Below are 12,430 nucleotides of genomic sequence, written 5' to 3'. Positions count from 1 at the left end.
TCGTTCGTTGTTCGTTTCAGTATAGGCAGATTGTGTCCAAAGCTATATGTACGATACATTTCCGGTTTGATTCACTTTTTCGGCCAACTTTTCAGGGGCACGGAGCCATGCGGTACCTGCAATCTTTTAACCGTCGTCTGCGTCGTATTCGGGAGCAGGGCCAGTTGTCCCTGGGGGATGTGGCCGAAATGTGTGGCGTGGACGAGGCCCGTGTCCGCAGCTGGGAGGCGACGGACGCACGCCAGAGAGGGTACCCCGGGGTTAGTGAATTGCTGGATTTTTGCCTGAAAACCGAAACACCTCTGGAACGTCTGCTGGATATGGACGATGACGGTGAGGATGGGCAACTGGAACTGCCGGGGCTGGCGTTCAGCAACAGTGATGATCTGTCAGTGGCGCTGAAAGAGCTTGAGCAGGAGATCAATCGAATCCAGCTCAGTGATGACGAAATCGAGCTGTTGCGCCGGTTCCGCAAGGCAAGTGCAGATAACCGGCGCATGGTGTTGCAGCTATTGGGGCGCTAAAGGGCCCGGGTCGCCTCTATTTTCCCTTCTTGTAGATGTTCTCGTACACGAAGTTGGTGGCCTCCACGAAACCGTCGATGCTGCCGCAGTCAAAACGCTGACCTTTAAACTGGTAGGCCAGCACGCAACCATTCTTCGCCTGCTCCAGCAGGGCATCGGTAATCTGAACCTCACCATTCTTACCCGGCGGTGTACGCTCGATAATGTCGAAAATGTCCGGGGTCAGGATGTAGCGCCCGATAATCGCCAGGTTGCTGGGCGCGTCTTCCGGTGCTGGTTTCTCCACCATGTCGGTAATACGGTAAAGGCCATCCTTCATGGATTCACCCGCGATTACACCGTACTTGTGGGTTTCGTCTTCCGGTACTTCTTCGATGGCCACAATGGAGCAGCGGAACTGGTTATACAGTTTGACCATCTGGGTCAGAACGCCGTCACCATCTTCCGGGCCCACGCAGAAGTCATCCGCCAGCACAACGGCGAACGGGTTGTCGCCCACCAGGTTGCGGCCAGTCAGGATGGCGTGGCCCAGTCCCTTCATTTCATTCTGACGGGTGAAGGCAAAAGAGTTGTTGTTGATCAGATCCCGGATAGAGGTAAGCAGGCCTTCCTTGCCGGTACCGGCAATCTGGTGCTCGAGCTCGTAACTGATATCAAAATGATCTTCGATGGCGCGTTTGCCGCGGCCGGTGACAAAGCCGAATTCATGAATGCCGGCATCTGCGGCTTCCTCCACCCCGTACTGCACCAGTGGCTTGTTAACGATCGGCAGAATTTCCTTGGGCATGGCCTTGGTGGCCGGAAGGAAACGGGTGCCGTATCCGGCAACCGGGAAGAGGCACTTTTTGATCATGATTGTTCGTCCTTAATCAGGTGGTTTACTGCTTTGTTTACCCACAAAGCGTGCCAAGTGTAACCAAGTTGTATGCCGAGTTGGAGGGTTTCATTTCCGAGTGTTGATTTCTGGTAATTCTGTCGACTGGTTCCGATCTGTCCGGGGTGACTGAAATGCCTAGAAAATTGTTTCACTCCCGCTTTTAACTACATGATTTTACGTAACATTAAATTTGTAAATTTATGATGATAATGGTGGCCTGAGAGCGGCCTATCTTTTAAAGTTTCACCGAATTAATGGGTTTACATGAAATTGACATTGCTTCGGGTTTTCCAGAGTGCCGCCATCGATCTTCAAACTGCCTGTTCGTCACTTCTCATTGTCTGCACTGTTTTTGTGCGCGACAGCGAGCTGGTGTCTGCCAGCCTACGGTTCAGAGACGGCGCTTGATGGTGATACCCCGGAAACCAGCCGGCAGGCGTTGCTTCCCGAGAACAGTCTGAAGCTGACCCGTGAACATTGGCTGCGCTCCAAAATGAAGTTTTCCGGGCGCACCAACCGGGACACCGATCATCGGGATGGGGCGCTGAACGTGGGCCTGAATGGTCTTTTCTGGGCGAATCATCGTGCCGGCGTCCGCTACAGTGACGCCAAGACCTATCGGGTGGGCAATGAGCGCCGAGTACTCGGCTTCAGTTATGGCCTTCCGGTAGGGCGTAACCATCTGGATATTGAACTTCGGAATACCGCTTATGAAGAGGTGTCCAGGGCAGACGGTTCCCGTTTTCAGAAAGAAGGACGCACCCGGGATCTCACTATCACCGGCAGGCGAGCCCTGTTTTCTACGTTCGGCTACCAGTTCCTCGGCCGTGCCGGATACTCTTCCGTAAACCAGTACTGGACCCGAAGAACGGATGAAGTGCATCGTTCCAGTTACCAGTTATCGACTGTGGGGTTTGAGGCTAACGGACATCACAATCTGTACGGTGGTTTTGACCTGAGCAGCGGACTGCGTGCGGTCACGGGTATTGAGGCCGAGATAGAGCGTGCGACCGATTCGGAACAGGGGCGGCGTGAAGAGCAGTTTGGGCGCATGGTTCTCAGTGCATCGCTTGACCGAGAGTTACTGGCCTGGCACTGGGGACTGGACGGGGAATACCAGTTGGCGTCTGCCGATATTCCGGGTTCTCAGCACCTGAGGGTTGCCGGGTCAGGGCTGGTGGCGGGTTTCAATGGTCAGTCACTTAGCGTAGCCGAAGGTGGGTGGCTGCGCCTGGGTAGCCGTAGCCCGGAATTCGATATTCCGTTTTTTCCCAGGCTGTCGTCCAGTGTCCGCCTTTCTGTTCTGCGCGGCTGGATTCCCGATGAATCATTTCAGCAGCATCAGGCGGGGCATGTGACGTCGGGAGAGGTCTCATGGGGGCTATCTGCGCGGCAGTTCAGCGCCGATGTCAGCCTGGGGCGGGTGCTGAACACAACCACAGATGCCATAGCCGTACCTGATCAACCGGATGTCCGCTTTACCATGAGCTTGCAGATCTGAAGCAACTCTGCCTCACGTCGTTTCATTTGATTTCGATTCGCTTACGAACTTGTCACTTGTAGCAGCCCTCGGGCGCGGTGCTACATTGAATGGACAAACCGTGAACCGAGGAAGGAAACGATGCACGCAGGGAAAGTAGGTCTGGTGGTTCTGGGATTGTTCTTGTTTGCTCCCCTTTATGCCCAGGCGTTCCAGTTTCAGGATGTTGTGGAAAAAGCGAAATCGAAGGCGAGTGCGGCGTACGAGCCGGTCCCTGGAATTCCCGACTTCATGGCAGGCCTGAGCTACGACGAATACCAGTCTATCCGCTTTGATCCTTCAAAAAGCCTCTGGCGAGAAGGGGATTCCCGTTTCCAGGTAATGCTCATTCCCGCTGGTAAATTTTACACCCGTCCAGTAAGCATCCACGTAGTGGACAGCGAGGGCGTCCATTCACTGTCGTTCGATAAGAGTCTGTTCAATGTCGACGACGAGGCGCTCAGAAAACGGGTGCCGGCCGATCTAGGCTATGCCGGACTCAAGTTGACGTTCCCTTTTGATGGTCCCGACGTAGCCAATCAGTTCCTGGTGTTCGCGGGCGCAAGCTATTTTCGCGGCGTCAGTAAGGAAACCTCTTTCGGGCTATCTGCGCGGGGTATCGCTGTAGACACGGGTTTGCCGACCGGTGAGGAGTTTCCCGATTTCACGGAGTTCTGGTTGGAGCGCCCCGCTCTCGACAGCGACCATGTTCGTGTCTACGCATTGTTGGATGGTCCAAGCCTGACCGGGGCCTATGAGTTCACGGTCTACCCCGGAGAGCAGACCCGGGTAGATGTGAAAGCCCGCCTGTTTATGCGGGAAGATATCGAGTTGCTGGGGCTCGCACCACTCACTTCGATGTTCTATTACGGGGAACATACTCCCAGGCCGCTTGGTGAGTGGCGCCCCCAGGTGCACGATTCAGACGGATTGTTAATCCATGATGATGCAACCGGCGAGTGGCTATGGCGCCCGCTGATGAACCCGGATCGACTTGCCGCAAGTTTCCACAGTGTCCGTCGTGTCGGCGGCTTTGGTCTGATTCAGCGTGATCGGGAGTTTCGTCACTACGAAGATCTGGAAGCCCGCTATGAGCGCAGGCCTAGCGCCTGGGTGAGCGCCGAGGGGGACTGGGGGAAAGGAAATGTGGTTCTGGTGGAGATTCCTACCGACGACGAGACCAATGACAACATAGTCGCTTTCTGGAGTCCGGGAGGTGAAGTGTCCGCAGGCACGTCGCGGGATCTGAACTACTCGATTCAGTTTGGCGGTCCCGGCGTGGCGCCACATCCTGGCGGAAAAGTGGTAAACACCTTCGTCGGCGCAGGGGATCGTATAGGCGGCGGTGATCAGGCCGGTGCCTATCGGATTCTGGTGGATTTTGCCGGCGGTCCCTTGTCGGAACTCAACGCGGAGTCTCCCGTAGTCAGCAAAGTGACCGGGGGCGAGGGTGTTGAGGTGCTTGAACACTTTGTGGAGTGGGTAGCGCCAGAGAATCATTGGCGATTGTCGATCCTGGCCAAGCCCGCGCCGGATCAGATACTTCAGCTGCGGGGTTTTCTGATGGTGGATGATGAGGTCGCCACGGAGACGTGGAGCTATTCCTTGCCGCCCGGGACAGGCCTGCGGGCAGAACCCTGATCCTGGAGGATCGTATGGACGCGCAAACCTCTTACCAGTTGCTGGGAAAGCTGTTGGTGTACCTTGAATTGAGTGGCGCCAGTAACGACCGTAGAACGTTCAATGGCGCGCTGGCCTTGCTCGCGGACGGCGTCGCCGGAAACGAACACAGCGTTCGGTTTGAGGACCTTTTGGCCCGCATTCCTGACTACTTCGAGTTGGGTGAGCCAAGTATTCCGCCGGTAGCTCCGCCGATTCGCCGCAGCAGTATCGGGTATTTCACCGATGACTGAGTCAGCGACCGCGTCCCGCTCCTGGCACCTGCAGGCGACGATCCGACGCCTGGTGCTGACTGCGTTTGTGGCTGGACAGACGGGGCTGGCGTCCTGGTTTCTGCTCCAGGTGCTGCCTTATCACGGGGGCAACGTGGTGGAGTGGCTGATTGTTGCTGTTTTCGCGGTGCTTTACCTTTGGATTGCCTTTGGCTTCTGGATCGCAGTATACGGCTTCCTGCTGCGTTTACTGGGCGGAGATCGGGCATCGTTACTGAAGCGCCATACGCCGAATGAGCTGGCGGCAACGCCGCTGTCGAAAACCGCAATTGTCATGCCTTTGTATCACGAGCCGGTAAGCTGGACGCTGAAGGGGCTCAAAGCCATTTACCTCGATCTGGCGCGATCAGGCCGCCTGGATGATTTTGATTTTTATATTCTCTCAGACAGTCAGGATCCTGATGTCTGGCTGCAAGAGCAGCAGGTCTGGTTGAAACTGGTGGAAGAGCTCGGCGCTCACGGTCGGCTCTTCTATCGCCGGCGTCGGGTTAATCTCAACTACAAAAGCGGCAACGTGGCTGATTTCTTGAGGCGCTGGGGAAGTCAGTATCAGTATATGGTCGTTCTGGATGCCGATAGCCTCCTCGCCGGTGACACTATTCGGACCATGGTACAGGTGATGAACCGGGAATCGCAGGTTGGTATCCTTCAGACTGCTCCTACCATTATTAACGCTCGCTCCGCGTTTGCTCGTATCCAACAGTTTGCCAATCGGCTTTACTCGCCGCTTTTCGCCACGGGCCTGGCTGCCATCCAGATGGGGGATGCTGCATTCTGGGGCCACAACGCTGTGATACGCGTTGCTCCATTTATGGCGCATTGTGGTTTGCCAAAGCTCAAAGGCGCTGGTATCTGGCAAGGCCCGATCATGAGCCATGATTTCGTAGAGGCGGCGTTTCTGGGGAGAGCAGGGTATGAAGTCTGGCTGGAACCGGCTTTGGGGGCCAGCTATGAAGAATCTCCGCCCACGCTTGATGACGAACTTGCCCGAGATCAGCGCTGGTCGAAAGGGAATCTGCAGCACGCAGCGCTGATGCTATTCTCGCCTCGATTGCGCCTGGCACATCGTTTTGCTTTTTTGAATGGCATCATGGCGTACGCGTCGTCACCGTTGTGGTTGTTGTTCCTGGTACTGACAACGATTGCTGCTGTGCAACTGACCATTGCGCCTATCGATTATTTTCCGGACGGGCGTGAGAGCCCCTTTCCTTTATGGCCAGAATGGCGGCCGACATGGGCCATCACCCTGGTCGTCAGCACCATGGCGCTGTTGTTTTTGCCGAAGTTTCTGGCAATTGTTGACGTCGTCGCCCATCGGGCTCTGAGTGGATTTGGCGGCTTTTTAAGGTTGTTGTCCAGCGTGTTGCTCGAAATCGTCGTCTCAGTGTTGCTCGCCCCCATCCGGATGCTTGCCCACAGTCATTCCGTCGTTTCGGCCCTGTTAAACGTTCGGCTGAGTTGGGCAGGCCAGAATCGTACCGAGGAGACCGGTTGGCGGGAGGCTGCTATGCGACATCTGCCCGGACTTATCATCGGTAGTGCCTGGTCGGCCTTTGCCTGGACCCTGGACCCGATGTTCTTTCTATGGTCATTACCCGTGTCTGTCCCTCTGGCACTGGCAGCGCCAACAACGGTTTGGCTGAGCCGGTCAAGCAGCGGTGAGTCCCTGAGTCGCAGGGGCATATTGTTAACACCTGAAGAGCGAACCCGTATGCCGTTGCTTGATGATGCACGGGGCTTTCGAGAGGAAGCAGAGAGTGAGGTTGCTCTCACGCCGGTGGAACAGGCGGTACTGGTCCCTGAGGTCAATCGGCTGCACCGCCAGCTTGCCGGGCGTAGCGCCAAGGGCCTGAAGAAAGAAGTCATTGAGGGAGAGCTCGATGCCTGCGTCAGCCGAGGCTACCGGGGAATCGAAAAGGGCCGGCTTTCGCTTTTGCTGGAAGACCCGCAGGCACTGACAGCCCTGCATCGGCGAGCCTGGAGTGCGCCTTCGGACTCATTCTGGGGGCAACGCGTTCGCAATCTCGTACTGCACGCGCAAGGTTTGCAGGATCTGTAAACAATCATACTTAAGCCTAACTCACAATTGTTGACAATCAGGGAATGCAGGCGTAGTTTCACGCTAAATAACCTCTGGATTGTTAACAAAGCATGATTCAGGCACAGTTGCAAACCCAAACCCGCGCCGATGAGGCCTTTGATTGTCTGCAAACGGCGATTGTGAAGGGCGATCTGGCGCCGGGCGAAAAGATCGGCGAAGTCGAGCTCTGTTCCCGCTTTAACCTTACCCGAGGCCCGCTGCGTGAAGCGTTGGGCCGCCTTGAATCCCGTGGATTACTGGTCAGGCGCCCTCACGCTGGTGTGAAGGTGGTGTCCGTTAGTGCCGCAGAGCTTCTTGAGTTGTACCGAATTCGAGAAGTCATGGAGGGGCTGGCAGCCCGTCAGGCGGCCGAACGCATGCCCGATGAAGAAATCCATGATCTCCTGGCCACGCTCGATAGTCATGAAAAAATGATTGAGGAAGCCCAGGGTCAGGCCTACTACCAGGCCGAGGGTGACTACGACTTCCACCACCGGATTGCCACCGGCAGTCGCAATACCAAACTGGCCCAGATGCTCCTGGGTGATCTTTACTACATGGTGCGGATGTACCGTTACCGGTTAAGCACCTCGGCCGGGCGCCCCCATCTGGCGCTGGGTGAACACCGCCGTATCGTCGAGGCCATTGCCCAGCGCGATGGCGAACTCGCCGAATTCCTGATGAAACGACACATTAATGCAGCACGCCAGAACATCGAGAAGAAAATCGAAGAAGGCGTTCTCACCATCTGATAAGAGAGGAAAAACCCATGGCTAACAAACTCTCCCCGGGCGCCCGTTTTCGTAAAGCCCTGAAAGAAAACCAGCCACTGCAGATTGTTGGTACCATCAACGCCTACGCGGCCATGATGGCCGAGCGGGTAGGGCACCAGGCCATTTATCTGTCTGGTGGTGGTGTAGCGAACGCCTCCTATGGTTTGCCGGACCTGGGCATGACCACCATGAATGACGTGGTGGAAGACGTGCGCCGGATTACCGCCGCGGTTGATGTTCCGCTGCTGGTCGATATCGATACTGGCTGGGGCGGGGCGTTTAACATTGCCCGTACCATTCGGGAGATGGAGCGTGCCGGCGCCGCTGCCGTGCACATTGAAGACCAGGTCGCCCAGAAGCGCTGCGGCCACCGCCCGAACAAGGAAATCGTTTCCAAAGAGGAAATGGTAGACCGTATTAAAGCCGCAGCCGACGCTCGTGAAGACAAAGACTTCTTCATCATGGCCCGTACCGATGCGTTCCAGAAGGAAGGGCTGGAAGCGGCGATTGACCGTGCCAAAGCCTGTATCGAAGCCGGGGCCGACGGTATCTTCGCTGAAGCCGTGCACGAACTGAGTGACTACAAAGCCTTTGCCGAGGCGATCGATGCGCCGATTCTGGCCAACATCACCGAATTTGGCGCCACGCCGCTGTACAACCGGAAAGAACTGGCGGATGCCGGCGCGGCGATGGTGCTGTACCCGCTGAGCGCCTTCCGTGCCATGAACAAGGCAGCGTTGACGGTATACCAGAATATTCTGGAAAAAGGTGACCAGAAGGACGTGGTTGACCTGATGCAGACCCGTATGGAGCTGTACGATTTCCTCAACTACCACGATTTCGAGCAGAAGCTGGACCAGCTGTTCGCTCAGAAAAAAGACTGATTGCGTTAAACTGAACAAAATATAAACAGAAAATCTGGGAGACCAACATGGCTGAAGCAAAGAAACTCGGTGGCGCTGGCCTGCGTGGCCAGGTAGCTGGTGAAACCGCCCTGTGCACCGTTGGCAAAACCGGTACCGGCCTGACCTACCGCGGATACGATATTACCGATCTGGCGGATAACGCCCAGTTCGAAGAAGTGGCTTACCTTCTGCTGCGAGGCAAACTGCCGAACCAGGCCGAGCTGGATGCCTACAAAACCAAGCTCAAGAGCCTGCGTAACCTGCCGGAAGCGCTGAAGCTGGTGCTGGAGCAGATCCCCAAGGACGCGCATCCGATGGATGTGATGCGTACCGGTTGCTCCATGCTCGGTAACCTGGAAACCGAACAGGATTTCAGCGAGCAGGACGACAAGATCGACCGCATGCTGGCGGTGTTCCCGGCCATCATCACCTACTGGTACCGCTTTGCCCACGAAGGCATTCGCATTGATACCGCTAATACCGAATGCGATTCCATTGGTGGCGTGTTCCTGGAGCTCCTGCATGGCAAGAAGCCCAGCGAGCTGCATGAGCGGGTGATGAACGTCTCCCTGATTCTGTACGCGGAGCACGAGTTCAACGCCTCCACCTTCACGGCACGTGTATGCGCCTCCACGTTGTCTGACATCCACAGCTGCGTGACCGGTGCTATCGGCTCCCTGCGCGGCCCGCTGCACGGCGGCGCCAACGAAGCGGCGATGGAACTGATTCAGAAGTTCAAGACCCCGGAAGAGGCCGAAGCCGGCCTGATGGGCATGCTGGAACGCAAAGAAAAAATCATGGGCTTCGGACACGCCATCTACAGCGAATCCGACCCGCGCAATGCCATTATCAAAAAGTGGTCTGAAAAGCTGGCCAAGGAAGTGGGCGATACCGTGCTGTACCCGGTTTCCGTTCGCTGTGAAGAAGTCATGTGGCGCGAGAAGAAGCTGTTCTGTAACGCCGACTTCTTCCACGCCTCGGCCTATCACTTCATGGGCATTCCGACCGAGTTGTTCACGCCCATCTTCGTGATGTCCCGGGTATCCGGCTGGACCGCCCACGTGAAAGAGCAACGCGCCAACAACCGAATTATCCGCCCGAGCGCTGAGTACACAGGCCCTGAACATCAGGACTGGTTGTCCATCGACAAGCGGAGCTGAGAGAGACTATGAATACCCAATACCGTAAAGCCCTGCCGGGCACGGAACTGAAATACTACGATACGCGCCAGGCGGTAGAAGACATCCAGCCGGGCGCCTATGCCAAGCTGCCTTATACCTCCAAGATTCTGGCGGAGCAGCTGGTGCGCCGTTGCGATGCGGAGTCCCTGACAGATTCCCTCAAGCAGCTGATTGAGCGTCGCCGCGACCTGGATTTCCCCTGGTACCCGGCGCGGGTGGTGTGCCATGACATCCTGGGCCAGACCGCCCTGGTGGACCTGGCCGGCCTGCGTGATGCCATCGCCGAGAAGGGGGGTGATCCCTCCAAGGTCAACCCGGTGGTTCAGACCCAGCTGATTGTTGACCATTCCCTGGCCGTTGAAGCCCCGGGTTTTGACCCGGATGCCTTCGAGAAGAACCGCGCCATCGAAGACCGCCGTAACGAAGATCGTTTTCACTTCATCAACTGGACCCGCACCGCATTCAAGAATGTGGACGTGATTCCGGCCGGTAACGGCATCATGCACCAGATCAATCTGGAGAAGATGTCGCCGGTGATTCAGAATCGCCCGGACGAAGACGGTCACCCGATTGCCTTCCCGGATACCTGCGTGGGCACCGACAGCCATACGCCTCACATTGATGCGTTGGGTGTTATCGCCGTAGGCGTGGGCGGTCTGGAAGCGGAAACTGTGATGCTGGGGCGTCCGTCCATGATGCGTCTGCCTGATATCGTGGGTGTGAAGCTGACTGGCAAGCGCCAGCCTGGCATTACCGCCACCGATATTGTTCTGGCGATTACCGAGTTCCTGCGTAAGGAGCGCGTGGTCGGCGCCTACCTGGAATTCTTCGGCGAAGGGGCGTCCAGTCTGACTATTGGCGACCGCGCCACCATTTCCAACATGACGCCGGAATACGGCGCTACGGCCGCGATGTTCTACATCGACGAGCAGACCGTTGACTACCTGAAGCTGACCGGCCGTGAGCCAGAGCAGGTAGACCTGGTTGAGAAGTACGCCAAAGAAACCGGCCTGTGGGCCAGCGAGATGACCGGGGCTCAGTACGAGCGCGTGCTGGAGTTTGATCTGTCTACCGTGGTCCGTAACGTGGCCGGCCCGTCCAACCCGCACCGCCGTGTCGCCACGTCTGATCTGCACGATCGCGGCATTGCCGTGAATCTGGATAAGGCACTGGAAGAAGAGAAGAAGGGCCTGATGCCGGATGGCGCGGTCATCATCGCTGCCATTACCTCCTGCACCAACACCTCCAACCCCCGCAACGTGGTGGCGGCTGGCCTGCTGGCCAAGAAAGCCAACGAGCTGGGGCTGGTTCGCAAACCCTGGGTAAAATCTTCCTTTGCACCGGGATCCAAAGTGGCCCGCCTGTACCTGGAAGAAGCCGGTTTGTTACCAGAACTGGAGAAACTGGGTTTCGGTATCGTGGCCTATGCCTGCACCACCTGTAACGGCATGTCTGGCGCTCTGGACCCGAAAATACAGCAGGAGATCATTGATCGGGACCTGTATTCCACCGCCGTTCTCTCTGGTAACCGGAACTTCGATGGCCGGATTCACCCATACGCGAAACAGGCCTTCCTGGCGTCACCGCCGCTGGTTGTCGCCTACGCCATCGCCGGTACCGTTCGGTTCGATATCGAACAGGACGCCCTGGGTTACGACAAGGATGGTAAGCCCGTCACCCTGAAAGACCTGTGGCCGTCCGATGAAGAAATCGACCGCATTGTCGGCGAATACGTGAAGCCAGAGCAGTTCAAGCAGGTGTACATCCCGATGTTCAACCTGGACGAAGCCGAACAGGCCAAGAGCCCGCTGTACGAGTGGCGCCCGCAGTCAACGTATATCCGTCGCCCGCCATACTGGGAAGGCACCATGGCCGCCGAGCGCGCGCTCAAGGGGATGCGCCCGCTGGCGATCTTGCCGGACAACATCACCACAGACCACTTGTCGCCATCCAACGCCATCATGATGGACTCGGCTGCCGGTGAGTACCTGCACAAGATGGGCCTGCCGGAGGAAGACTTTAACTCCTACGCGACCCACCGTGGTGACCACCTGACCGCCCAGCGCGCGACCCTCGCCAACCCGAAACTGTTTAACGAAATGGTTCGGGACGAAAACGGTGAAGTGGTGCAGGGTTCCCTGGCCCGCGTGGAGCCGGAAGGCAAAACCATGCGTATGTGGGAAGCCATTGAAACCTATATGGAGCGCAAGCAGCCGCTGATCATCATTGCCGGTGCAGACTACGGGCAGGGTTCTTCCCGTGACTGGGCGGCCAAGGGTGTTGCCCTTGCAGGTGTAGAGACCATCGTCGCCGAAGGCTTCGAGCGGATTCACCGCACCAACCTGATCGGTATGGGTGTGATGCCGCTGCAGTTCGAAGAAGGCACCACGCGCCACACGCTTCAGCTGGATGGTACCGAGACCTACGACGTGGAAGGCAAGCCCGCCCCCGGCGCCAAGCTGGAACTGGTCATTCACCGCAAGAGTGGTGAAGTGGACCGGGTGCCGGTGATCTGTCGTCTGGATACCGCGGAAGAAGTCACCGTGTACTCTGCCGGTGGCGTACTGCAGCGCTTTGCCCAGGATTTCCTGGCGTCTGAAAGCGCAGCGTGATCGCCAT

The 12,430-nt window shown here is 57.1% G+C and carries 10 protein-coding genes; 9 read left to right on the top strand and 1 reads right to left on the bottom strand.

The window, feature by feature from the left end:
• Nucleotides 1-107: 107 nt before the first annotated feature.
• The gene (locus tag ACAM27_RS12355) at nucleotides 108-524 is read left to right on the top strand and encodes a helix-turn-helix domain-containing protein (RefSeq protein ID WP_023010035.1); all 417 of its coding nucleotides are present in this window, start codon (nucleotides 108-110) and stop codon (nucleotides 522-524) included.
• A 16-nt stretch (nucleotides 525-540) separates the two neighbouring features.
• Here ACAM27_RS12355 and galU read toward each other — a convergent pair whose 3' ends face one another.
• On the bottom strand, nucleotides 541-1,377 hold the full coding sequence (gene galU / locus ACAM27_RS12350; protein WP_011785155.1) for a UTP--glucose-1-phosphate uridylyltransferase GalU: 837 nt from the start codon (nucleotides 1,375-1,377) through the stop codon (nucleotides 541-543).
• 319 nt (nucleotides 1,378-1,696) lie between these two features.
• Between galU and ACAM27_RS12345 the strand changes: the two genes are divergently transcribed.
• The 8 genes from ACAM27_RS12345 to acnD all read left to right on the top strand — a co-directional run bounded on the left by ACAM27_RS12345 (nucleotide 1,697) and on the right by acnD (nucleotide 12,423).
• Nucleotides 1,697-2,902: a ShlB/FhaC/HecB family hemolysin secretion/activation protein gene (locus ACAM27_RS12345; protein WP_023010400.1), complete on the top strand. Its 1,206-nt coding sequence runs from the start codon at nucleotides 1,697-1,699 to the stop codon at nucleotides 2,900-2,902.
• Between the two features lie 120 nt (nucleotides 2,903-3,022).
• Nucleotides 3,023-4,561: a glucan biosynthesis protein G gene (locus ACAM27_RS12340; protein WP_369612056.1), complete on the top strand. Its 1,539-nt coding sequence runs from the start codon at nucleotides 3,023-3,025 to the stop codon at nucleotides 4,559-4,561.
• A 14-nt stretch (nucleotides 4,562-4,575) separates the two neighbouring features.
• The gene (locus ACAM27_RS12335) at nucleotides 4,576-4,833 is read left to right on the top strand and encodes a hypothetical protein (protein WP_011785152.1); all 258 of its coding nucleotides are present in this window, start codon (nucleotides 4,576-4,578) and stop codon (nucleotides 4,831-4,833) included.
• Nucleotides 4,826-6,931 carry a glucans biosynthesis glucosyltransferase MdoH gene (gene mdoH / locus ACAM27_RS12330; RefSeq protein ID WP_369612055.1) on the top strand — a complete coding sequence of 702 codons (2,106 nt, stop codon included), beginning with the start codon at nucleotides 4,826-4,828 and terminating at the stop codon, nucleotides 6,929-6,931. The genes ACAM27_RS12335 and mdoH overlap by 8 nt, the downstream gene beginning before the upstream one ends.
• A gap of 92 nt (nucleotides 6,932-7,023) precedes the next feature.
• Nucleotides 7,024-7,704 (top strand): GntR family transcriptional regulator, encoded by a 681-nt coding sequence (locus tag ACAM27_RS12325; RefSeq protein ID WP_023010396.1) that lies wholly within the window; start codon nucleotides 7,024-7,026, stop codon nucleotides 7,702-7,704.
• A gap of 17 nt (nucleotides 7,705-7,721) precedes the next feature.
• Entirely contained in the window at nucleotides 7,722-8,609 is an 888-nt protein-coding gene (prpB, locus tag ACAM27_RS12320) for a methylisocitrate lyase (RefSeq protein WP_023010395.1), read from the top strand.
• Nucleotides 8,610-8,656: 47 nt separating this feature from the next.
• On the top strand, nucleotides 8,657-9,790 hold the full coding sequence (prpC, locus tag ACAM27_RS12315) for a 2-methylcitrate synthase (protein WP_369612054.1): 1,134 nt from the start codon (nucleotides 8,657-8,659) through the stop codon (nucleotides 9,788-9,790).
• A gap of 8 nt (nucleotides 9,791-9,798) precedes the next feature.
• Complete coding sequence (gene acnD, locus ACAM27_RS12310; RefSeq protein WP_153739973.1) at nucleotides 9,799-12,423, top strand: Fe/S-dependent 2-methylisocitrate dehydratase AcnD; 2,625 nt, start codon at nucleotides 9,799-9,801, stop codon at nucleotides 12,421-12,423.
• Nucleotides 12,424-12,430 lie beyond the last annotated feature (7 nt).

It is taken from the genome of Marinobacter sp. RI1, from assembly GCF_041155085.1.
Taxonomy (GTDB): domain Bacteria; phylum Pseudomonadota; class Gammaproteobacteria; order Pseudomonadales; family Oleiphilaceae; genus Marinobacter; species Marinobacter nauticus.
The sequence above is the reverse complement of the archived record's forward strand: the minus strand, read 5'-3'. Positions and strand labels throughout refer to the sequence as shown.